The 23,562-nt window shown below is 54.4% G+C and carries 22 protein-coding genes; 1 reads left to right on the top strand and 21 read right to left on the bottom strand.

The features are described from left to right. Positions 1–101: 101 nt before the first annotated feature. The 9 genes from OGM67_08965 to OGM67_08925 all read right to left on the bottom strand — a co-directional run bounded on the left by OGM67_08965 (position 102) and on the right by OGM67_08925 (position 7,955). A complete protein-coding gene (locus OGM67_08965; protein ID UYJ33718.1) occupies positions 102–2,411 on the bottom strand; it encodes a TraE family protein in 2,310 nt (769 codons plus the stop codon). A gap of 26 nt (positions 2,412–2,437) precedes the next feature. Next, a complete protein-coding gene (locus OGM67_08960) occupies positions 2,438–2,836 on the bottom strand; it encodes a PrgI family protein (GenBank protein ID UYJ33717.1) in 399 nt (132 codons plus the stop codon). 11 nt (positions 2,837–2,847) lie between these two features. Continuing rightward, positions 2,848–3,684: a hypothetical protein gene (locus OGM67_08955; GenBank protein ID UYJ33716.1), complete on the bottom strand. Its 837-nt coding sequence runs from the start codon at positions 3,682–3,684 to the stop codon at positions 2,848–2,850. A 33-nt stretch (positions 3,685–3,717) separates the two neighbouring features. Next, the gene (locus OGM67_08950) at positions 3,718–3,987 is read right to left on the bottom strand and encodes a glutamyl-tRNA amidotransferase (GenBank protein UYJ36216.1); all 270 of its coding nucleotides are present in this window, start codon (positions 3,985–3,987) and stop codon (positions 3,718–3,720) included. Between the two features lie 47 nt (positions 3,988–4,034). Beyond that, the gene (locus OGM67_08945; GenBank protein UYJ33715.1) at positions 4,035–5,729 is read right to left on the bottom strand and encodes a type IV secretory system conjugative DNA transfer family protein; all 1,695 of its coding nucleotides are present in this window, start codon (positions 5,727–5,729) and stop codon (positions 4,035–4,037) included. Positions 5,730–5,831: 102 nt separating this feature from the next. Beyond that, positions 5,832–6,623 (bottom strand): DUF4240 domain-containing protein, encoded by a 792-nt coding sequence (locus OGM67_08940; protein UYJ33714.1) that lies wholly within the window; start codon positions 6,621–6,623, stop codon positions 5,832–5,834. 8 nt (positions 6,624–6,631) lie between these two features. Further along, positions 6,632–6,937 (bottom strand): hypothetical protein, encoded by a 306-nt coding sequence (locus tag OGM67_08935; protein UYJ33713.1) that lies wholly within the window; start codon positions 6,935–6,937, stop codon positions 6,632–6,634. An 80-nt stretch (positions 6,938–7,017) separates the two neighbouring features. After that, entirely contained in the window at positions 7,018–7,707 is a 690-nt protein-coding gene (locus tag OGM67_08930; GenBank protein UYJ33712.1) for a PcfB family protein, read from the bottom strand. Beyond that, positions 7,704–7,955, bottom strand: coding sequence for a DUF4314 domain-containing protein (locus OGM67_08925; protein UYJ33711.1), 252 nt, complete (start codon positions 7,953–7,955; stop codon positions 7,704–7,706). Before OGM67_08925 ends, OGM67_08930 begins: the two co-directional genes overlap by 4 nt. Positions 7,956–8,058: 103 nt before the next feature. Between OGM67_08925 and OGM67_08920 the strand changes: the two genes are divergently transcribed. After that, positions 8,059–9,264: an ATP-binding protein gene (locus OGM67_08920; protein ID UYJ33710.1), complete on the top strand. Its 1,206-nt coding sequence runs from the start codon at positions 8,059–8,061 to the stop codon at positions 9,262–9,264. On the opposite strand, the gene OGM67_08915 is transcribed toward OGM67_08920, so the two are convergent. The 12 genes from OGM67_08915 to OGM67_08860 form a co-directional block, all read right to left on the bottom strand. Next, positions 9,261–10,574, bottom strand: a complete 1,314-nt coding sequence (locus tag OGM67_08915; GenBank protein ID UYJ33709.1) for a relaxase/mobilization nuclease domain-containing protein — start codon at positions 10,572–10,574, stop codon at positions 9,261–9,263. The two genes, OGM67_08920 and OGM67_08915, sit on opposite strands and share 4 nt — an antisense overlap. Before the next feature lie 15 nt (positions 10,575–10,589). Continuing rightward, positions 10,590–10,898 carry a MobC family plasmid mobilization relaxosome protein gene (locus OGM67_08910; protein UYJ33708.1) on the bottom strand — a complete coding sequence of 103 codons (309 nt, stop codon included), beginning with the start codon at positions 10,896–10,898 and terminating at the stop codon, positions 10,590–10,592. 81 nt (positions 10,899–10,979) lie between these two features. Beyond that, the gene (locus OGM67_08905; GenBank protein UYJ33707.1) at positions 10,980–11,318 is read right to left on the bottom strand and encodes a hypothetical protein; all 339 of its coding nucleotides are present in this window, start codon (positions 11,316–11,318) and stop codon (positions 10,980–10,982) included. A 76-nt stretch (positions 11,319–11,394) separates the two neighbouring features. Next, complete coding sequence (locus tag OGM67_08900) at positions 11,395–12,198, bottom strand: site-specific DNA-methyltransferase (GenBank protein ID UYJ33706.1); 804 nt, start codon at positions 12,196–12,198, stop codon at positions 11,395–11,397. A gap of 9 nt (positions 12,199–12,207) precedes the next feature. Continuing rightward, positions 12,208–12,798 (bottom strand): hypothetical protein, encoded by a 591-nt coding sequence (locus OGM67_08895; protein ID UYJ33705.1) that lies wholly within the window; start codon positions 12,796–12,798, stop codon positions 12,208–12,210. Positions 12,799–12,800: 2 nt separating this feature from the next. Beyond that, positions 12,801–13,511 (bottom strand): hypothetical protein, encoded by a 711-nt coding sequence (locus tag OGM67_08890; GenBank protein UYJ33704.1) that lies wholly within the window; start codon positions 13,509–13,511, stop codon positions 12,801–12,803. Continuing rightward, positions 13,508–14,347: a DUF6017 domain-containing protein gene (locus tag OGM67_08885; GenBank protein ID UYJ33703.1), complete on the bottom strand. Its 840-nt coding sequence runs from the start codon at positions 14,345–14,347 to the stop codon at positions 13,508–13,510. Before OGM67_08885 ends, OGM67_08890 begins: the two co-directional genes overlap by 4 nt. 59 nt (positions 14,348–14,406) lie before the next feature. Continuing rightward, positions 14,407–15,354: a DUF3991 and toprim domain-containing protein gene (locus OGM67_08880; protein ID UYJ33702.1), complete on the bottom strand. Its 948-nt coding sequence runs from the start codon at positions 15,352–15,354 to the stop codon at positions 14,407–14,409. Beyond that, entirely contained in the window at positions 15,355–16,539 is a 1,185-nt protein-coding gene (gene metK / locus OGM67_08875) for a methionine adenosyltransferase (GenBank protein UYJ33701.1), read from the bottom strand. Positions 16,540–16,624: 85 nt separating this feature from the next. Then, complete coding sequence (locus tag OGM67_08870) at positions 16,625–17,032, bottom strand: DUF3846 domain-containing protein (protein ID UYJ33700.1); 408 nt, start codon at positions 17,030–17,032, stop codon at positions 16,625–16,627. Then, the gene (locus OGM67_08865; protein UYJ33699.1) at positions 17,013–23,012 is read right to left on the bottom strand and encodes a SpaA isopeptide-forming pilin-related protein; all 6,000 of its coding nucleotides are present in this window, start codon (positions 23,010–23,012) and stop codon (positions 17,013–17,015) included. The genes OGM67_08870 and OGM67_08865 overlap by 20 nt, the downstream gene beginning before the upstream one ends. 57 nt (positions 23,013–23,069) lie before the next feature. Next, positions 23,070–23,555: a gamma-glutamylcyclotransferase gene (locus OGM67_08860; GenBank protein UYJ33698.1), complete on the bottom strand. Its 486-nt coding sequence runs from the start codon at positions 23,553–23,555 to the stop codon at positions 23,070–23,072. Between the last annotated feature and the right edge of the window lie 7 nt (positions 23,556–23,562).

The raw sequence follows: 23,562 nt of genomic DNA, 5'->3' as shown, positions 1-23,562 counted from the left end.
TTCCTGCTACTCTCAAATCACTAATTTCGTCAACCACTTTTATCCATGGGAGAATCGTTACCGAGCTTCTCGGCGGCCCTTTATTTTTATAAATCATTGTTTCACTCCTTTTGCTGTTCATCCGGCTTGGTCGTCATCAAGCCATAGAGTTTAGTATTTTTCGGAAAACTGTTGGTGAAAGGCACGATATTGCCCGCACAGCGAATCAGCCCGCAGCCTGCGGGGACGTTCGTGACATAGCCGAGCTGGTTATCCGAAATATTCAGCAGCTTCGCCAGTTCCTCGCGGTCGGTGGCGCTCTGGTTCAGCATGACCAAAAACTCCGAGTTTGCCAGCATCAGGCGGGCGGTGTCGGAGCGCAGCAGTTCGTCCACATTCTGCGTCAGTCCGGTCACAAGTCCGTTGTACTTGCGGATGCGCTTCCACAGCTTGTAGAAGAAATTGGCGCTGTACTCATAGCGGAACAAAATGTAAAACTCATCGCAGAAAATCCACGTTCTGCGGCCTTTCTTCCAGTTCTGGATGACGCGGTTGTAGATTGCATCCAGCGTCACCAGCATACCCAGCGGCATAAGCTGCTCACCCAGTTCGCGGATGTCATAGGCAATGATCCGCGCCTGTGTGTCCACATTGGTGTGCCGGGCAAAGGTGTTCAGTGTGCCGGTAATGAACAACTCGGACGAAAGCGCCAGCCCCTGTGCTTCGGGTTCCGGTTGCATCTGGAGCAGACGGTAAAAGTCCTGCAGCGTAGGCGGTGTGCCTTTATAGCCGTTGCGAATGTAGGGCAGATACACCTGCTCGGTGCAGCGGCCGAGGATGGACTTTTCTTTCGCCGTCACCATGCCGTCACCGATGAGCTGCTCGAACAGCGACAGCACAAATTCCGACTTGCTGACGATGGGATTGCGCTCGTCACCGTAGGCACGGTCCATGTCCAGCGCATTGATGTGGGTGTCGGACGTGGCCGAAATGCGGATGACCTCACCGCCAAGGGCTTCGGTCAGATATCCGAACTCCGACTCCGGGTCGAGGATGAGGATGTCATCCTCGGTAGAAAGCGCGATCTGCACGATTTCTTCCTTGGCGCTCATGCTCTTGCCGGAACCCGAAACGCCCAAACGGAAGCTGTTGCCGTTGAGCAGCAAGCGGCGATCCGCTACGATCATGTTCTTGCTGACGGCGTTCTGCCCATAATACAGACCGTTCGGCTCCATGATTTCCTGCGCCCGGAACGGAATCAGCACAGCGGTGCTTTCGGTGGTAAGGGTTCGCAGGGCTTGGATTTTCCGCAGCCCGTAAGGCAGCACCGTGTCCAGCCCGTCTTTCTGCTGCCAACGCAGCGTGGAAAGCTGGCACAGGTGCTTGCGTGCTGTGGAGTAGAGCGTTTCGGTGTCGCTGTCGAGCTGCTCTTTGCTGTCAGCCAGATGCACCAGCGTCACCAGTCCGAACATCATTCGTTGGTCGCGGGTGGTCAGGTCGTCCAGCATCTCCTTGGTTTCCTTGCGCTGCAACTCCATGTCGTAAGGAATCGTAGCGGTAAAATTGTTGTTGGCATTCTGGCGGCGCTGCCAGTTGGCTACGTTCGTTTCCACGCCCAGCAGTGTACTTTGCAGCTGGCGGGCAGCTTCGTCCGTGGGAACCGGCAGGATGTCGATGGACAGCATCAGGTCGCGGTCAAGGTCGCAGAGTTCCGACACAAAGCTGTCCTTGATGTAGCTGGCGTAATCCTGCAGATACAGCACCCTGCCATACCGCGCATCCAGCTTGAAATGGTCGGCGGCAAACTCCACGCTGTCGGGGCAGAACCAGTCCTTGAAATGCTGCCCGCGCTTGGCGTGTTCGTGGATGTTGAACTCCGCCGCAGCCTGTTCCTCAGCCTTGAAAAAGTCGCGGAAAATATGCAGGCGCTCGGTCAGCGTCAGTTCGGTTGCCACCGAGGAAAGCTGCGCAAGGTGCGTCACCAGATCCGTGCCGACGCGGGCAAAGTAGCTGCGGGCTTCGTCCGCGTTGCGCTTTACCACGCTGACGGTCAGATAACGCTCCCGCACAATGCTGTTGCTGGTGCCGGTGACCTGTGCGGTCAGCATCTGGTTGAATTCGTGACGGTATTCGTCCAGACCATCATCCTTGTCGGGCAGCAGGACGCTGCGCTCAAACTCGGCCTTGTTGATGCGGCGGTTGTAAATTGTGATTTTTGCCGATGCGCCGGAGTCGAGGGCATTGAGCAGTTCCGAGTAGTCAAGGAACATGGACGTTTTGTCCTCTTTGCCGGCGATAGCATAGTTGATGTCGGTAAACGACCATGTTTTGGAATACTGGTTGCCGACTTGGAAAATCCCATCCGCGAAAATGCGGCGGATGGGAATGGCGTCCTGCACACTGCGCGGAATACGGAACTTTTCGCGTTCCATCTTCTGCGCTTTCGACAGGGTTTTAATCAAGCGGTTTCCTCGCTGTTATGCGTATTTTTCTTTATAGGCAAACCTCTCTTTCGCTTCATGCCCGCGCGGATGGCGGGCTGCATGGCTTCGTAGTAATAGCTGTCGGATTTGAAAATAAGGCGCTTCGGGCAGAGGATTTCAGACTTGAACCACGCCCACAGCACCTGTTCGGCGGTCATGCCGTGGTAGGTGAAAAAGCCGCAGGCGGCAAACGGCGCAGCACCCAAGATGCACATCCAGCCGATTTCTTCTGTGCCGACATACGGCTGCAAGGCAAAGTAGATGCCGACAGCCACCGCCACAGCCAGCACCGAGCAGATGAATTGCCGCGTGTTCAGCCCGAAAAAGATATTTTCATGGTAGTCGCGGACTTCTTTCGGTATTTTGATTTCCATAGATTGCCCCCTTATAGTCCCATAATTTCCTTAACGATGCGGTCACAGCCCTTGATGGCACCGACCAGCACCAGCAGGTTGAACACCAGTTCCCCGACATAGGTCCAAACGGCGGTGACAACCGATGCACCGGTATCCACGGCGGGCGGGCTGGACGAGATGGCGGAGAAAATAATGCAGGACAAGGCAATCACCACGCCCTGCAAACAGACCCCTGCATAGCTGCGGATGAAGTTTTTCCCCACGCTGCCGGTGGGCTCACCTGCAAATGTGGACAGCGGTATCGGCGCAATCGCAGCGTACATCCACAGGCTGAACATTCTGCCGTAGACCGTGAGAATCATCGTGAACGATAGAACGGTTATTAACAGCCCGCCGATCAGCGTAACCGCCCACAGGGGGATGCTATCCCAGAATCCCACGCTGTTGATGGCATCGATCAACTCCTGCGGCAGCGATACGCTGCTCATCCCGGAGCTGCCCGATTGCGTAATAATGGTCGATACCATGCCCTGCACAATGGAGAACACCGCCAGCATCAATTCCAGCCCATACGTTACCGCGCCCTTTGCCAGCGCAAAGCGGATGAACAGCTTTAGCGCGTGTTCCGGCTTTTTGACTTCCACAAAGCTGCCGCAGGTTTTCATCACACCAACAGCAAAAAACAGCACCAGCAGCCCATAGCCGATTGCCTGCAAAGCGCCGTGGATGCCGGTCATCACGCCCCAAACCTGCCCGCCTTTGAATGTCTGCGGGCTTTCGGTCAGCAGTGACCAAATCTCCGCTAACTTGTCATTCCATGTAGAGAGTGCGGCGTTCAGGTTCGATACGATCCATGACTCACCCACAGGGCATCACCGCCGTTTCTTTGTGCAAAGCCCTCACGCGGTAATGAGGTCGAGGATTTCCTTGGCGAACGTGATAACCAGCCCACCGGCCAGCGTCAGAAAACCTTGGCTGCGCTGGCTGGGGTCGTGGCTCTGCAACGACAGACCGACCTGCACAATGCCCCACCCCAGCAGGATAAGACCCACCGCGCGGATCAGCGAAAAGATGAATGTGGAGAGATTTTCGACCACGACCAGCGGGTCATCTGCGGCAAAGGCGGGTAGGGCAAAAACAATGCCGCACACCATGACGGCGTACAGCATGAACAGGCTGCGAGAAATTTTTACGGATTTTTTGTTGTTATTCAGCTTCATTTGGGCCTCCTGATTCTTTGTATGGTTGGCTTCATTTCTGCCGCTTCGGCGGGCAGAAAGTCGTCCATATCCAGCAGTTCATAATTTTCGGGTGCGCCGGGCAGATCGTCCAGCGCGTTGTCGGCGGCGGTGTAGTCATAGGGAGCCGCGCCGCCGTCCTCGGTGCAGTGGATGTTCGGGTGTTTGAGCAGATTATATTTCAGGTCAATCACGGGTCGTTCCCCACGGATGAACAGGATGCACTTGCTGTTGTCGAGCAGCCGCACCTCGTCCGGGGTCATGAGGTCGCGCCCGGATTGCTGGTGGTTTATGCTGTAACTGCCGCTGCGTCCCTTGCTTTGGTTATAGCTGGTCGTGGAGATGGTTTCTTTTCCCAGCAGTTCCGAGACATATTTGTGGGTTTCTTTCTCGGTGCCGCCGAGATAGAGGAACTCGTCGCACAAACCGACCAGTGATTCCCAATCATCCTTGTACATAGCCTTTAACTGTGCCATATTCTGCACAATAATCGAACAGAAAATAGCGCGGGAACGCATCGTGGCCAACGCCGACAAAAAGGTGTCTTTCGGCAAGGAAATGTTCGCGTACTCGTCCATCAAGCAATGCACCGGCACAGGCAAGCGTCCTTTGTGTATGCGGTCTGCTTGGCGGTACAGCGTTTGGATAAGTTGGGTGTAGATCATACCTACCAGATAATTGAGGGACTTGTCCGAATCCGGGATGCAGCAGAACAGCGCAATTTTGCGCTCGCCCAATTCCTGCAAATGCAGTTCGTCTGTCATCGTCAGCTTGGCGATGGACGGCAGATTGAACGCGGCAAGGCGCACACCCACGCTGACCAAAATGGACTTGGCGGTCTTGCCAGCCGCTTGTTTGAAAATGCGGTACTGCTTACAAGCGATGCTGTCGGGTTCGCGCATTTCCAAGCGCTCGAACAAGATGTCCAGCGGGGATTGGTAGTTGTCATCATCCTCGTGGACTTCTGCGGCAGCAATCATCTCCATGACCATCGGGAAGTTTTGTTCTTCGGGCGGAGCCTCGTGCAGCAGGTACAACATAAGGGCTTGCAGCAGCGCCGTTTCGGACTTTTCCCAGAAGGGGTCGCTGCTTTTTGAATGTGATGGCGTGGTATTTTGAATCAGATTTTCTATCAAAGTCAACACTTCGCGGTCATCATGCACATACACAAACGGGTTGTAACAGAACGATGCGGCGGGGTTTATGAGGTCGAATACGATAACCTCATAGCCCTTTTGCTTCAACAAATTCCCAGTCTTACGCAAAATTTCAGCCTTAGGATCTGTAATGACCATAGAGCAGGCACATTCCAGTACATTCGGCACGCCATAGGTGCGCGTTTTGCCTGCACCGGAGCCGCCGACAATCAGGATATTGGTGTTGTGCTTGTGTTTGTAGCCGTCTATCCCGATGTGAAAGTGTTGGGTCAGCAGCAGGTTCGGTCCGCGCTTATCCATGTAGAACTTGTTCAATCGGAACACATCGCCCCAAGCCGCCGAGCCATGCTCCGCACCGGGGCGGGTGTTCTTCTGATCCGTCACGGCCACGATAACCGCTACCGCATAAACCACCGTGAACACAAGCAAAAAGCGCGGGCTGTCGCTGACCCACGCCAACGCAAACGGCTCTGCCAGTGCGCTGTTCAGCGCATCCAGCAGAGCCGTTATTTTCATGCCCGGCTTCCAGCGGCAAGCCACCGCCAGTGCTGCCCACCATACAACAGGCAGCGGCAGCAGCCAGACCCACCAAGGGTTCTTTCTCCCCGGCGTGGTAAGTTACCTTTCTTCGCCGCGATAGGGCGGGCGCTTTGTACGCTCAGCATCCCATGCCTGACGCTTTCTCCACAACTTCGGCAAAACTACGGAAAAGTCCTGCGGCATACGTTCCGCCTTGATTTGCGGCAGATTTGCAAACAAATCGCTTTGCAGCGTTTCCCATGCAACCTTATCCGGCATATTTTGAGTATAGAATTCGTTGTAGCTGTACGCCAGCCCGCTGGTATCTATGTAGTGCTTGACTTCCGTTCGCAGCATTTGTCGTTCCCATTCGGTTTCCGGCGCACGGTGGGGTACAAGCTGTTCCTGCATAATTGCCTGATGTAAATCGGCAGACGATTTCAGCAGAGCCGGATACTTTCGGAATAACTTGGCGGCAATTCCTTCCTTTTCAAAATAGGTGTGCAGCTTCTGCCCCGCGTAGGCATACCACGCCACATTCCCGCATCCCATCCACTCAGTATCTCGGAACGGAATGTTGAGCGCCGCAAGGTTATCGGGGTCAATCAGCGCTTGCCGATAAGCATCGTACCCCTGCATAATCAGCCAGTTACGGAAATCGGTAAATCTGTCATCCGAACTGCCGTCATTGATGATGCAGGCTGCCGCGACCATTTTAGGAAAGTTGGCTTTATTGCGATAGCTTTGCCATACGCAATCAAAGCCGAGCAGTTCATCCTGCGGCAATTTCATGAGTTCCGTGTAAAGAAACTGTTTCACGGACGCTTCATCCTGCACATCCGCTTTGGCGCGGACTCGGTCAATGATCGACCAGAATTTTTTCCATGTCATAGCCAGATTCACCAGATAAACAGCGGCGTGTGGGCGTGCAGCAGTCGGGTCAGCGCGTCATCCACGGCATCGGTGTACCCGCCCTCAGCCAAGCGCTGGGTACGCAGTTGGTTGAGGGCTGCTTTTGCCAGCCGATACTCTGCCGCTGACATCGTCAGCTTACCTCCTGCTGGCAGATCGTTCACCCTCAGGATGAGCCGTCCCGTTTCTTCGGCACTGCCGCCGCGGGCGCGCTGGCCGTAGTAGACATCGCCCAGCGCCCGGAGCAGGATACTTTTGTTGGCACGGTCAAGTTTAACTTTACGTTCTGTCATTGTTTTTGCACCTCCTATCGCCAACATACCATAGAACCGCCGCAATAGCTATCTGCCATTTGAAAACAAACAGAAAACATTTATAGCACCTTTTCTTTGCGCCGGATTTTTACCGGCAGCTTGGGCATACGGTCTTTGGGTGCCTCTGCTCGGTTTCGCAGATAGGCGGTAATATCCTGCAGTTCCATGCGCACGCTGGGGCGCTCACCCTTGGCTCGAAGCTGATCGGCGCGCGGCGACGGCGAGTTTGCAAAAAATCTGCTGCTGTCGGAGAAAGGCTCGGACGGACTGGCGTTCTCCGAGCCCAGAGGAAAATCCACAGCGGGCGTGTTCTCGTGGTTGGGGGCTGCATTTTCCAAATTCTGCTGCACGGTATCGACCAGTTCTGCCGTGCCGGTGTCCACGACATCCAACTGCAGTTTTTCAATAATGCGGTTTGCTTTGGACGCATCATCCTGCAAAATAGCAATCTCAATGTGGTCGGGATCCATCTTGTCGCGGATGGGACAGAACAGCAAGCCGTGGAATTTTGCCGCACGGGCAAAGGCGCGCATGTCATACTTGTCCACCGTGAAAAATTTCAGCGGCTTCTGTTCTTTCAGCAGACGGATAAGATGGGTTTTGCCGTGGGTCTTTTTGCTGTCGTGCAGCACTGCCTGTGCGAAAATAAAGAAGTTTTTCGCAGCTGTGCCGGAGATGCGCAGGGCAAACTCTGCACCCTCCAGCGAGTAGCGGACGACCTGGTCTGCGGGTTCAGAGCCGTAATTCATCTGGCATCACCGGCCTTTTCTTTGGGTGAGGGCAAGCGGCTGAACGAATCCACGCCGGGAATAAGCGCAAGGCTGCGCCCGCAGTCCCAATCTACATGGATTTGCCCAGCGTCGTCGATACATTCCACCGTGCCCATAGAACCAGGCGGCACGGGGAACTCATCTTCCATGCAGCTGAGTTGCAGCCGCGTACCGGGCGGGTACTTGCGGCGCAGGTGTTCGATGTAGTCTTTGTTTGAATAATTCATATACATCCTTCTTTCTTGAATTATTTGGATTCGATTCCAAAAAGTGCGTGACATTTTACACTTTTTGGCGTATACTATCATTAAAAGCTGCGGAGGGTTTATTATGCGGATTACCAGAACTGAATACCTGAATAAACTGATTGCGTTTAAGGACAAGCAACTCATCAAAGCCGTAACAGGTATCCGCCGCTGCGGAAAGTCTGTTTTGATGGAAATGTACCAAGATTGGCTGCTGCAGAATGGCGTCGAACAAGACCAAATTATTGCCATCAATTTTGAGGATATGGATTTTGAGGAACTTACCGACTATAGAAAACTGTACGCTTACCTGAAAGACCGTCTTGTTCCCGAAAAGATGACTTACATTTTTCTGGATGAGATACAGCACGTCACGGATTTTCCTAAAGTGATCGACAGTTTGTATATCAAGAAAAATGTAGATATATACGTCACAGGTTCCAATGCCTATATGCTGTCCAGTGAAATAGCCACCCTTATTTCCGGGCGCTATGTGCAAATCGAAATGCTGCCGCTTTCTTTTAAGGAATATATGCAGAGTACCGGCAGTATGGAAGATCGCGGAATAAAATATACCGAATATCTGGAAAACAGTTCCTTTCCCTATGCGCTGGAACTTAAGGGGCATCCGAACGAGATTCGGGATTACTTGGATGGCATTTTCAACACGATTGTCGTAAAAGATATTTTGACACGAAGAAAGATCCTCGATCCGTTGATGTTGAAAAGTGTGCTGCGCTATATTTTTGACAACATCGGCAGTCCGCTTTCCTCCAAGAAAATTGCAGACACCCTGACATCCGAAGGACGAAAAGTTGATGTAAAGACCGTCGAACGCTATCTTGATGCGCTGATCGAAAGCTACATTATCTATCCCGCACAGCGGTATAATGTCAAGGGTAAGCAGTATCTGAAAACCTTGGGAAAATACTATGTCGTAGATATCGGTATGCGATTTATGCTGCTTGGCAAACGCAATACAGACGCAGGTCATATTCTGGAAAATGTGATTTATCTGGAACTGCTGCGGCGCGGTTATGACGTGTATGTCGGAAAGGTCGATTCTTTCGAGGTCGATTTTGTGGCAATGAACGGCAACAGTACTTTCTATTACCAAGTGGCGCTTTCCGTTCGTGACGCGGATACCCTGCAGCGGGAGCTGCGACCCTTGCTGTCCATCCGCGACCACTACCCCAAATATATTCTTACGATGGACGATGACCCGGAGGAACAGTATGACGGCATTCGCCGCATCAATGCACGGGATTGGCTGCTGGGTCTTACAGATTAACGCGTTGTAATATCGGGGCGGCGGTCACGCGTACATTCCTGTTCGCGCTGCTGCTCGGCGCGGTCGCGGCGGGCTTCGGTGAGGTGCTGCTGCACCTCGATTGAATGTTCTGCAATTTTGCGGCAGAGCCGTTCCTCTTGGCGAAGCTGCTTTAGGGCGGTGTTGACCGATTCACGCTGCGATTGTACATCATCGGTTTTGGGTAGTTGCTTACGCCTTGTCAGCAACTGCCCAATTTCTGTTTGCAGGGCTTGTCGGTGAGTTTCCAGCTGCTCCAGCGTGTCAATGTTGTGCTTGGATAGGAACTCCATCTGCCGGATGCGCAGGTCTAACTTGTAGGCATCCTGCCGCACCGCATAGCTGGGGCGACGCGGCTTGCGGGGCAGCGCGCCCAATTCGTACAGGTAACGATAGTACAGTGCCCGCAGCCCGGCCAGCTTGCGATGGGGCTTTTCCCCGCTGCGCAGACGGCCATGTTGGATTGTTGGTGGATTTTCCACATAAGGGTGGGAGCTTTGTGGATACAGGATGCGCGTCTGGATTGCTTCTGGCGTGTACCGCTTGCCCAGCGTTTTGAATCGAACAAAGCGCTCTTTTCCGGGTGGGCGTAACACCGGGTATTTGCGGTTGAATCGCAGTTCGTATCCTTTAACCTGCAGTGCCGCAACAAACTGCCGCCATGTAAGGCTTTGTTGAATCGCTTCGTCCACATCCTGCCGAATAGCCGTGCGCCATGTGGGCTGTCCGTTTTTCTCCGCCAGCCATTCGGCGTAGGGCTTTGCCACATGATGGGAGTTTTCAGTGTCAATGACCGACAGCTTATATTTTCGGCAAAGTTCGTCCGATACCGCGCGGATTTCCGTCACATAGCTTTTACCGTTGCTGTGGTATTTCTTGCCGTCTATCCAGCTGACCGAGTTCCAGACAATATGCGAATGGATATGCCCGGTGTTTAAATGCGTACCGATGACATATTCATACCGTCCGCCCAGCACACGGTCTGCCAGTTCCTTTGCAATTTGGTGCGCCAGTTCGGGGGAAACTTCTCCTGCAGCGAAGCTCTGCACAAGGTGATACCCCTGCACGCCGCCCGACTTGTGCCAGCGTTCCTTGGTTTGGCGCATATCGGCAAAGGCGGTTTCCAGCGTGCAGGCATACGAACTTTCAAAGCAGGATTGCTCTGTTTTATCGCGGTTGGCGGCATAGTCGAGGGCGTCCTGCAAGGATACCGCCGTGGTCTTTTCTTTGTTCATCACATACTTCACCGCCCGATCCAGACGGCGGACAGGGATCACGGATGTGTAAGCCATATTTCATAGAGCCTCCTAGTAGTTTTCTTTTATCTCGCGCCAGACTTCCTTGGCGATGCGCATCATCTCGTCCACGCTTTGCTGCCCCGCCACGCCCGTGCTGTTGGCGCGGTGCGCAAGCTGGTTGGCGTTGTTGCACAAACCGGAAATTTTCCGCACAAGTTCCCCATGATGTGTGCAGGGGCGCGGATGGATTTCTTTGTCCAAGATAAGGGAGCGCAGGTATTCCTCGCGGGATAACCCACTTATCTTGACCTGTTCACAAAGATGGCGGTACTCGCGCTCGTTCAGCCGCAGCGGAATCACATGACCACGCCTGCGCATTACGGGGGTTTGGGGATCACCCCAAAGGTGCGTTTGGATATCCAAACGCTATGCTTGCCAAACATGCCCCCCCAGCGCAATTCATGACACAAGGTCGTCACCCTCCGAAACGGCTTTCTTCAAACCGTCCAAGGTTGTGACAATACGGTTGTATTTCTGTGCCAAACCGATCTGCGCGTTGGTGGTAGCATCCTGATTGCGACTGCAGACCACCAGCATCGGGCAGCGCAACAGCTTATCCCGCACAATGGCGGTGTACTCGCTGCGTTCCATGGCATCTTCCAGCACCAAATACTGGCTGTCCTGCAATTTAGGGCATACCGGCAGGTAGCCCAGCAGGTAGACTTCACGGCAATAATTGCGGAGATGTTTGGAGGTTGCGCCCTCGCTGGCGCAGATAAAAGCCCAAGATCGTTTCATTTTCGTGTTTCCTTTCTGAATTTCGGGAGTGAATCAAATTTGATTCACTATTTTCAAGTTGGCGGTCAAAAGTGAATCAGTTCTGATTCACTTCGGATTCAAGGGCAGTTTTCAGCCGTTCAGTGCTGCGTTGGAAGTAGGCGTCCGACATTTCAATGCCGACAGCCTCATAGCCTTCCTGCACAGCGGCCAGCACGGTGGTGCCCGCCCCGGCAAAGGGGTCAAGGATGCGCCCGCCCGGTTCGCAGATCTGCACCACATCCCGCATAAGCTGCAAGGGCTTTTCGGTGACATGGATGCGGTTCTGGGGATTCGGGTAACGGAACACGCCCGGCAGACACCCAACATTTCTCTCAAGCGGCATTTTGCCGTTCGACCCCCACACAATGTACTCGGACTGCTGGCGGAAGCGTCCTTTCTGTGGACGGCTGGCGACTTTATCCCACACCGCCACACCGCGCCAGGTCCAGCCCGCCCACTGCAAAGCCAGCGTCATGGCGGGAAGCTGCCGCCAATCGATGAACAGGCAGACAGGCGCGCCGGGCTTGGCAATGCGGCGGGCATCCTGCAGCCATGCAGCTGTCCAGAACATCCAACTCAGCTGATCCATCTGGTCGGAATCGAAGTCGGGCAGCGCCTTTTCCTTGCTCATGCTGCTGTACTTTTCGCTGGTGCTGCGGTTCTTGGTGGTCTGGCTGCTGCCGCCGCTGGCATAGGGTGGGTCGGTGATGATGGCATCGAAGCTGTTCGGTTCAAACTGGCGGAGAATCTGCAAAGAATCCCCGTGCAGGATCGACCAGCGGTCACCGCCGCAGTGTTCGGGCATCCGGAAATCGGGGTCGAGAATGTTGAGCGTTTCGGGAGTGTTCTTCAAAGGCATCCTTCTTTCTTAGCGTTCGTTTTCGTGGTGTTTTGTTTCTTTTGGTGCGGTGACTTCCGGCCTTTGGGCAGGCACAACACTGACAGTATCATCTTTCAGGACAAAGCAATCCGCCGTGGTATTGTAAAGTTTTACACCCGGCAGCACCACGGCACCGCCCTGACATACCACATTGCCGGTGAGTTCCCCATAGACACGGGCGTTGCCGCCAATCATGGGCGCACAGAGAGTTTGCGTATCGGCGTTTAAGATGGCATTACCACAGATGCAACTATTGCCGGAAATATATCCGCCGCAAACAATGGCATTGTCCTGCACTACGGCATGGTCAGCGATAACCGCGTTGTTTCCGACATAGGCGGAGTCCCTTGCCACGGCGGAATCCGCAAGTATTGCATCTCCGCCGATGTACGAATCCTCGCAGGCAATGGCATCTTTGCCAATCCATGCAAAGCCCTCTTGGTCGAGATTATCCTCGGTTTCGACAAAGCCGCCCAAATCACCTTTGTGAACATCTGTACCCACATCGGTCAGCGCCCGGATGCGGTGCAGTTTCGGGTTGTCCGGGTGGGCAATGTCGGTGATTTCGTATTTTTTCATCCTCATCGGGCGTCACCTCGGTTCGGTTTGTTTCTGGTTTTGGGCGTCAGTTCGGTTTCGACATACTCGGAGATAACGTTGAGCGCTTTGTGGTAGCTGTCGCAGGACATAACGCGGTTACACATTTCCTTGGCCTTGTTGCTCTGCCCGGCATTTTTCAGCAGCCGGGATGCGCGACCCATGATGGCGAAAATGTTGCCGTCCTGCCCAATCAGCTTCATTTTGGGGCGGATTTCATGGGTAGCGGATTCCTGCTGCATCTCGCGTTCAGGTGTCATCTCGAATCCATCTTCCTGCCAGAAATGCACAGCCAATGTGCCGTCATCCACACGAATATCCCTTTGTTCAAAGCCCTCGCCCCAGCCGTCACTGTACTGGCCAGAGATGTAGTCGCAGAGAACAGCCTGCTCACCCTCGTTCAAGGGCTCCTGCAGTTCCACGTTCAGACAGCCGCACAGCTTGTTACCGTGAATTTCCACGGACGGCACAGCACTTACCACCTTGCTGCGGACAGAATCGTCCTCGTGGTAATACTGCATCAGGTCACCGTTGAAATCTGCAATGTCCTTTTTCACAGCCTCATCAACAGCGTCTGCGTATTGCAGCAGGTCATGGCCGTCCATTGGATAGCCTTCGTACTCGTTGTAAGATTCGTCCTCCCAGTCAGGTTCATCTGGGAAAAATTCCGCAGTCAGCGGAGAATAAAACTTCATTTCCAATTCACATCACCTCGGTTTCTGCCGTACAAATCATGGTTGATCTGCGCGGCGTAGTAGTTTTCAATCGTCAGCGGCGCATTGTAAAGCGCCGCCAGTAAGTATTTCTTGATATTGCGGATATGCGGCGGGTTGTCTTTCAGGCTGTCCAGCACATACTGGATATGCTGAGCTTCAAGTTTCAGGAATCTGGACTTCACTACCTCTGTCGGAAACTCGTCCCCCGCAATACGGATACTGCTGCGTTTGGAACAGACCGTGTCCAGCATGAGTTCCACCAGCTCATCCAATCGAATCCTATCTGCCGGATTGTTCTTTGCCAGAATGTCATACTCAATGTTTTCCCGAATCAAATCCCGATACTGCTCCCGTTCGTCTGCCGTGCGGATAGGATTAGATACGTTTTTAGTTATTTCTTTCTTTTGTTCTTTAGTATTTAATTGTGCAGGATTTGCCTGTACAGGTTTTTCCCGTTTTGGCTTTGCCTGTTTTGGTTGGGCACACTTAGGCGTTGCTTCTTCGGGACCCTGTTCCGGAGGCTGCGGCTGCTCTAAAACCGTGTACTCCATACCGCGCATCTGACCGTTCTTGTCGCGGATGCGGCGGCGGATAATATAACCCGCTGCTTCTAACTCGCGCACGGTGGCACACACGCTGTCCACGCCCTCTTTGCAGATGGACGCCAGCCCTCGCGTGGTATAATCCCAATCTTCGGGCAGAGACAGCATCAAAGATAAAAGCCCCTTCGCCTTGAGCGAAAGAGCTTTGTTGCGCAGATGATGGTTGGACATAATGGTATAATTTTGCGTCTTTTGTACACGGAACACAGCCATTTTCTTTTCCTCCTATGGCCCAAGGTGGGCGAACGAATGTGTATTTTCATTTCATGTTCCTATCGGCAGGCTGCGGCCCGGTGGGCGGCAGTTCTTGCCATCAGGTTGGTTTTTGCCATATCAGCGTAATCTCCATTCTCGATGCCGGGCGGCAGGTCATGCACGGTGTAGCGGTCAGCGTAGATTTTCCGGATGCCGACACTCGCCATGCGCCCTTTGGCGTCGTTGTCCAGCCGCAGTTCTATCGTGGTGATCTCCGGGTGCTGGCGCAGGAACTCCTGTAACGCCAGCGGCTCTTTGTCGGAGGATGAAACCCCGCCCAGCGACAAACGGTATTTATCTGCAGCATCGCCGCAGAGCGTCATCTCTGCCATGGCATCTATGGCGGCTTCAAACACGGCCACGGTAGTGTCGGGCTGCATCGGCGGGATACAGAAACCGTACTGTTTCTGACTGCCGGGAGCCTCGCGCTTGAACGGTTTCCCATAGTCATAAATACCGCGCAGAGCCGCATATTTCGGCACGCCCTGTGGGTCTTTTCCCAAGAAAACACAGTTGTGATATTCTGCACTCTCGTACAGAATTTTTCTCGCAATACAGTACCGGATGGTGGGCAGTGAGATGCCTCGTCCCAGCAAATACCGCGTTACGCGGTCATTATTCAGCGCGGGGTTCGGCAGACGAAACAGCGGGCGCTCGCGCTCCACCGCTTCATGCTGCACAGGGATGTACATTGGGCTTTCTTCACATAACAGCTGCACCGCCTCCACAAACGGTACACCTTCCACATAAATCAAATATTTCAGCGCCGACTTTCCGCCAATGTCGCGGCTTTTCCAATGCCACACACTGGATTCGCCGTTTATCTTGAAGCTGTCATGTTCTGCAAGCTGATATTCGCCCCGCGCACTGCTTTTCACCAGCGAATTGGGTCTATACCGCCGCAGGAACTCGATTGCCGTCATCCGGTTGGCGGCATTGACCTGCTCTTTGCTGACGCTCGGCAATTACACAATGTAAGCGGCGAGATCGCTCATACGTTCGATATTTTCCCACGGAAAATCCTCGCGCCCGAAGTGACCGCCCGCCGCCGTGCAGCTGTAAATAGGATTCAGCAGGTCGAGCTGCTTGATGATGCCCGCAGGGGTCAGGTCATACGCCTTGCGCACAGCGGCCGACAGGCAATCATCCTCGCAGGGGCCACCTGTGCCAAACGTATTCACATCCACCATGACAGGCTCTTTCTCCCCGATGGCGTAGGCCAGCGTGACCTGACAGCGCTGGGCAAAGCCTGCCGCGACGATATTTTTGGCAATAAACCGCGCCATGTACGCGCCGCTGCGGTCTACCTTGGTGGCATCCTTGCCGCTGAACGCACCGCCGCCGTGGGGTGCAAATGTGCCGTAGCTGTCCACCATGAGCTTGCGCCCGGTCAAGCCGGTATCGGCATCCGGACCGCCCTGCACAAACTTGCCGCTGGGGTTCAGGATGATTTCCGCATCATCGGCGGGCATACCGTCAAAGGCCAGCGGGAACACATACTCGTCCAGCAGATCCGCCAGCTTGTCCATATCGGTATCCTCTTTGTGCTGAACCGACACGACCACCGTGGTGATGCGCACGGGGGTATCACCGTTGTATTCCATTGTGACCTGCACCTTGCCGTCCGGACCGATGTCCGGGATGAGGCCGGTCATGCGGGAAATTTCCAACAGCGTTACAAGGCGCTGGGCAGCAACCACAGGCATCGGCAGATATTCGGGCGTTTCGTTGCAGGCGTAGCCGACCATAACGCCCTGATCGCCCGCACCGAGGGTGTCCTCGTCCTCTCCCTCAGCCAGTTCGGGTTCAACCGCGCCCGCAATGTCGGGGCTTTGGTCGTGGATGTAGCAGTCGATCTGGTAGGCTTTCGGGGCATAGCCGACATCCCGCAGGGTGTCGCGGACGATGTTGAACACGTCGGGCTTGGCCGAGGTCGTGATTTCGCCCGCCACAATGATGTGACCGTGGGTTGCCATGACCTCACAGGCCACGCGGCTGGCGGGGTCATTCTCCAGACAGGCGTCCAGCACGCTGTCGGCAATGAGGTCGCACAGCTTGTCGGGATGCCCGCGCATGACGGATTCTGCGGTGTAAAAACGGGGATGCTCGTTTTCCTGCATGGTTTCGGTGTTTTCAAAAATGTCGTTCATTAGTTCTTCTCCTTGCTTGTTGGATGATTTCGGACAAAGAAAAAAGCCCGCAGGCGGGCTGCGGGCGAAGAGTATCGTATTCATATCAGCGCTCCGGGGATTCTTTTGTTTTGGGCGGCGGAGCCATAACGCGGGTATATTCTTCCGGGGTGGTGTGTTCCACACACAGGGTCTTGCCCAGCAGGAAAAACAGCTGCGGGTCGTGGTACATTTCTTCGTAGTGTTTCATCTGCTGCGGCGTAAGGTCGGTAAAATCATCGCGGGTCAGGCCGCAGACGAAAAATGTGCCGTGGATAATGTCATAGTCGCCCAGCATACGATTCAGCGGCAGTTTTTCTGCAATGCCGTTGTCATTACAGACGATACAGGCGCTATCCCGCCAAGGGTACACTGCCTCGATGGTGCCACCGACAACTGCCTGCTCGGCTTCAAGGGTGTGTTCAATGTCGGCTTCGCGGGGGTACTTTCCGGGTTCAACGATCAGCACTTTCATCGGCGTCCTCCTCATCAGAAGTTTCTTTCAGCGCATTTTTCTGCCTAACGGTCAGCAGCACGATACCTGTCGCGGACGCAAGGGAAACGACCACAATAGCCAGCAGCGGGAAACCATCTCCTGTCTGCGGAAGGGTCTGCACCTTGCGCGGCGTAATAACCGGCGTGGGCGCAGGAGTTGGCACCGGAGTTGCAGCGGGCGTCGGCTGCGGTGTGGGCGCCGGAGTCGGTGTGGGCGTGTCCTCGCGGGGCGTAGCTTCGTCAATCATCTGGATCAGGCGTTTGTCGGCGCGCACCCATTCGGCATCCGCATTTTCGCGGACGAACAGGCAAACATTTTCGTCTGCCTGCTGTACCTTAAACTGCACTGATTCGGCAATTTCAAAGCCGGCCGGGGCGGCATCTTCGGTCAGGGTGTAGACGTACTCCTTGTTGCCATCCGACAGCTTGATAAATTCATCCGAGATGGGAACACTATGCGTTTTGTAGTCGGTTGTCCAAGTGTCGACGACCTCATCATTCGCATCACGGATCGTCAGCGTAGCACCCGGCAGCAGATTACCCGCAATGTCCGTTTTGTCTATGTCAAGTACAGGTGCGTCCTGCATAATGACGGTGGCATCGTTGAGTTTTACCCAATCATCGTCGGATTTCACATAGACGATATTGCTTTGTTCGTTACCTTCCTGTACCAGCTTGAACACGATGCTTTCGGCTTCGGTGTAGCCGTCCGGGGCACGAGTTTCGGTCAGGGTGTACGCTTTTTCCAGTTCCAGACCTCGCACGGTGTGCGGCGTTTTTGTGGAAGTCCAGCCCTCGACCAGACTGCCGTCTGCATCGCGGATTTCCAGATTTGCACCGGGCAGCTCCTTGCCGTTGGTGATGTTCTGTTTGGAAATGTCCACACTGGTGCGCAGGTTGGTGTTTGTACCATCTACGATTTGCCATGCAATCTGCTGACCTTCATAGGTGAACTCTACATCCACAGGGGTGCTGTCCAGCAGATACCCGGCAGGAGCTTTGACCTCGACAATGCGGTATCTGCCGCTGTTGCCGGAGTCGGGACAGCTTTCAGAACGGATGGGAACATCCACATCGAACCACGCGAAACCGTTGGCATTGGTGGCAGTGCCGGTGGCCAGCTTTGTACCGGCGTCCAGCAGCTTTGTACCGTCCGCGGAATAAATGTCATCCACGGTGTAGAGTTCATATACGGCTCCTGCCAGATAGGTCAGAGCCTCTCGGTCCTGCTTGTAAATGCCTACACCGATTTTGCTGACTTTATCGCCGGGCTTTTCGGGAACAGGCAGCACACGGGCATTTTCAAACACGAGAATCTGTCCAATCTTGTGGGCATCCGAGGCATCCTTGACATTCACTATGCTGTACGAACATTCCTTGTCGCCGTCCTGCTCGTGGCTGACAATAGTTTTTGCCAGCACAATGTCATCTTTCTGGTTGTCCCAGCCGAATTCCACAGTGTAGCTCTGCTGGGTCAGCACAAAACCATACGGCGCTTGAACCTCGGTAATGGTGTACTTGCCCAGCGGCAGGGTCACGGTGACTTCGCCTTTGGTGCCATCATGGGTGATTTTCAAGAAATCATAGGTTGCCTGTGTACGAGTGGGGCTGAATTTTACTTCATCCACTTGTCCCTCCGCGCCGGTGGTAACAGTTGCCACCAAGTCACCGCCCTTGTACCAGTAGGTGCCTTGGCGGTCGGGTGTGGCAATGTCGGCTGCAGCGTGAATTTCGTACACCGTGCCTACAAGGTTGTCCTGCGTGTAGATGAACTGACCCTCTTGGTAGTCGGTCAGCACATTGCCCAGCTTGCGGATGGTAAGCTGACCGAGCGTCTCGTGATTGCAGTATTTTTCTTCTACGATATACTCGTCCATGTCGTTGGTGGCGTTGCCCACGACCTGCCAGACACGGTCGGATTTGATTTCAAACTCCACCGAGTAGGCAGGATCGTTATAGTATCCTTCCGGACCTTGCAGTTCCTCAATCAGGTATCTGCCCAGCGGCAGTTTTTCGGGTGTTTTCATAAGACCGTCTGCATCGGTGTAGAACACATCCGTTTTCTTGGTGGCGCTGCCGCTGGCGGGCTCGATCATGGAAATGCGGGTCTTATTACCCTTGTCATCTAATTTGTACAAGGCAAAAGAGGTGTTGGCGATTTTGACCGCCTTGCCGGTTTCTGTATCGGTCTTGATAAGCTGCAAATAGCCTTCCAGTTCCTCGTCCAGCACGTTAAAAGTCATATAATTTTTGCTGGGGGTGGTGACGCTGCCCGCGAGAACTGTAAATCGACTCTGCGGGCTGTTGGCGTCCACTGTCACGATGAACGGATCGCACTGGAACACATCCTTGGGGATGGTGGTTTCCACGACAAGGTACTGCCCATAGGGCAGCCCCTCAACGCGGAAGATGCCCTCCTCATTGGTGAACATTTCTGCCAGCCTATACTCGGCAGGCTGATCCGTGGGCATCCAGCCGTTGCCTTTACCGTTGGCGCAGTCACCGTCTGCGGTCAAGGTCGCGTTATAGACGTTGACCGTATCGGTGCTGCTCTCGAACATATTGGCAATGGCTTGCCCCTCGGCGGTGAAATCGTATTTTAGTGTGGCGTTATCGTAGTTGTCCTTGCGGTAGGCGTCCAAAATGCATTGTGCATTGTAGCTGCCATCCGGGTTCTGCTTGAACTGCGCCGCCTTGCTCAGTTTGGAGATGCGGTAAACGGTGAAGCCCGCACCCTCCAGCTTCAGTGCCGGGGAGGGCTGGCCTGTGGTCGAAACCAACTTCTGCAAACTAAAGCCGGATTTGAGGACTTCGTCTTGACTTTCCTGCTCGGCGTGGATGTGGTAGGTGGATTCATCTGCGTAGGTCAGCGTTTTGTAGTGGTTGACCTCATCGCAGAGGTAGCCCTTGGCATAAGACAGATAGTAGCCATCCCACGCCTTGCTGCCGTTCGGCTTGCAGCCTTCGGCTACGGCAGAATACTGGTTTTTGTAGATGTAATCGGTGTACTCGTTATTTTTCCGAGCCAAGTCACTGTATTTTCCGGTGCGCTCCAACTTTTTGTTCAAAAGTGGGTACTTCCCGGTAACATACAGCTTGCCGTTTCCGTCAATGGGCAACACCATCCCGGTAGCGCGTTCGACAAGGTAATATCTGCCCATATACAGGTTGGAAAACGCCAGCTTGCCGTCAGTGATTTTTGCAGAGGCTACCAGTCGGTCTTTCTGCAAAATGGGCAGGTAATCGGTATCCCAACCGCCGTTGGTGAGAACCGTAGTGTGCCAAAGGGGCGTGCCGTTGGCATCGGTAATTTTGGAATAATCTACGATGCCAGAAACACCGTCCGGGTGTTCAATCGTGTCAGCGGCATACAGATCGTACACCGCACCTTCCAGCGTGGTATCTCCGTTGCTGCCCGCAGCCAGATACTGCGCGGCGTCCAGATCCACTTTCGTCAGCAGAATATTGCCGAGGACACGGTCGTTCTGCATCTTGTCGGCATTGGCGTGCATGGTGTAGGAATCTTCGTTGTTGGCGATGCCGGTGGGGTCTGTGGCGTAGGTCTTATCTGCCTTGCGGCTGCCGAAGGTAATGGTGACCACACCCTCGCCGGTGTCGATAAGGGTGCCGCCGCTGTTGGTCGTAGTAATGTCGGCGTTATAATCGGCGTTGCCCAGCCAAATCGTCTGGGCGTCCAATGATTTGGCAATTTCAAAGGCATACGCCCGCTTGCCCAGCACAGAGCCTGCCGTGCCGGGTTCGGTTGCATCCGTCCAATCGCCGTAGTACCCGCTGGGTGCGCGGCTCTCCACGATGACAAACTTGCCCTCGTTGCGCTGGGTGTAATAGATATTGTCAAAACCATTGGCATAGCTGCTGTGGTTTATAACCTTGTAGGTGCCGTCCGACTGACGCTCAACTTTGTATTGGTTATATCCGCCTGTCGGGATATAGCACTGCCGAACCACATCCCACTCAAAAATCTTAAACTCGGCGTCGCCCTTGATGCGCTGCTTGGTTTCACTGTCGATTTTGTCGATGCTGACTTTTACCGACCATTCGTCGTTTTTCATTGGGTAGTCGTTCGAGCTGTTGGCAGGAACCGTAATGGTCTGGTGGCTGCCCAGCGCACCGGGCGTGGAATCAAAGCCGTGCGGGATGGTGACTTCATCGTATGCAAAGGTGATGTTCGCAAGCTGCGCCCGTGCCGCGGCAATGGCAGCGTCCACCATGCCCTGCGCTTCGTTCTGCAGCTGCCCGATGGCCGCATTCTTGGCGGCTTCGGCAGCGGCGTCTGCTTCGGCTTGGCTGGTGAACGGTCCTTCCTGCCCGCTGAGCGTACTGGTGCTGGTCTTGGACACCTCGTAGTGAACCGTCCATGTGGCAGAACCGTCGCCGCCATTCAGATGAAAACTGTCATCCTGCGTGTGACCGCTTGTGGTAATGGTCTGCGCTCCGGCAGGACTCATCTGCCAGCTGCCGCCATCCACATTGCCGCTTGTTCGGCTGGGCGTAACGGTAATGACCGCCCCGTCCACCTTTTCCAGCGTGTTCAGCTGAACCTTGTCGGTGTTGACGGTGAATGTCAGATCAAAGCTGCCGTCGGCAGTCTGGGCGGGAGCTGTCCATGCAGCGGAATAGTACTTCGGTTCCGGAACACTCGGCACATCCGGGATCTCAGTGCCGCCCGCAATTTCTTCACCGACCAGCGCCACAACCTGCCACGCATACCCTGCGGGCGGGTTATAGATGTAGGTGTAGTAGCCGTTTTCCCCGGACTGCGCATCTGTACCGTTTACCAGTTCTTCTGCAGCAGCAATATAGGTCTGCGCAGCGTAGCTGTCGGGATAGTTTTCCATGATCCACTGCTGGGTTTCATCGTAAAGACTGCCAAGGATGTCCGGCTGTTCTTCACAGCCTTCAGGATCATCTTCAAGGCTTGCCACAACAGGACGGTCGTCCAGCATATCCAGACTCAGCTGACCAAGACCGCCCCAGATGTTGACCTGGTTTGCATAGTGGTTGCCCGGCGTATACTGGCCGGGTTCAAGGCGGGACACATGAGAGAAGCTGTAGGTGGGGCAGCCCTTGGGCTGGCCGTTCAGGCCGTGGCTGCAGCAGTAGGCTTCCTGACCGTTGAACCAAATCAGCCATGTGCCGCCCTCTTTGGCAATGCTGGTGATTTTGCCGGTGGCATACGGCGGAGTCGGCCCTGCAGCATAGGCGGCAATGCTGTCATCGCCGGTGTCGGCATACATCTGTGTGGGTGAAGCATCCCCGCTGATCTGTACATGGATAGATTTTGACTGCGAACTGCCGTCCGAATCCGTATAGACAAGCTGCGCCGTAAAATCGGCAGAGGCTTTTACATACAGGCCGGTGGCTGCCGCCGACTGCTCCGAGTATGTCTGGTGCAGGATTTCAGCCTGCTCCTGCTCGTCTGCCGGGATAGGCTCATAATCGGTGGAGCGGTAGCTTAAAAGCTCTACACCGTCCGGCAGTATGATTTCAGATACCGCACCGTCTGCCGGGTATTCGACCTGCGCCAGCAGTGGAACAATGGCATAGTCTGTACCGGGAGTTTTGCCGATTGTGACCGTGTTCTCATCTGCGTTCAGCGCATCGGCATCCATATGGGCATCTACGCCGTCATACAGGTCAGAAACCCACGCGGAGATACCGATTTTTGTTTCGCCGGTTGCCACGGGCAGACCCATGCTGCCAAGGTAACTGCCGGTAGGCGCGTCCGGCAGATCGTTGTAAAGATTCTCGGTAATCTGCACAAGGTTTGGTGCCGTGGTGTCCGCTTCGGCAGTTTCGGGGGTGACCGCTTCGGCATTCTCCGGCGTGGCGGGGGCATCCTCTGCAAAGGCGGGCAGCGCTGCGCCCAGATTTGTGAGCGCAATTCCACCCGCCAGCAGCAGCGACAAGCACTGCTTTATTCTGTGTTTGTTTTTCATACTGGTTCTCCTTTTGTTGCAAAAGAAAAAGCCCGCTGCGGGGTGCAGCGGGCTTGGTTAGCGTTCGGGAGCGTGTTTCTTGGGACATGGCGCGGCTCTGGCCTTGTAGGCTTTTCTGTATTTTTCGTCAGCATCATAGAACTGCTGCGGAGAGATACCGGCATCCAGACATCCCTGCATGACAACCGCAGTGTAGCGGCTGCTGACGGGGAGCAGTTGGTCGCGGTACGGCTCGTTCATCGTGTAAACCATGATTTCATGCGGCGTACCATCTGCATCCGTGACCGTCACGGTTTCCTTGTCATAGAATGTCGGGTAGCCCTCGTAGCAGTCAAGCTGTGATTCGTCATGGTCGGTGACAGACCAGATCAGTCCTTCAACGCTTGCACCCTCTTTGGGCAAAATCGTCAGGTAGCCGCGCCGGAACGCCAGCTCATAGCCATCCAGCTTGGCAGTGCCTACCACCGTTGCTTCGGGACAGCGGTAAGCCATCTGCTCAAAATTCAGATTGGAACCATAGGCAAAGTATTCTTTTCGAGACATTGGGTTT

It is taken from the genome of Oscillospiraceae bacterium (assembly GCA_025757985.1).
Lineage (GTDB): Bacteria > Bacillota > Clostridia > Oscillospirales > Ruminococcaceae > Gemmiger.
Note: the sequence above shows the minus strand (reverse complement) of the source record. Positions and strands in the feature narration are given on the sequence as shown.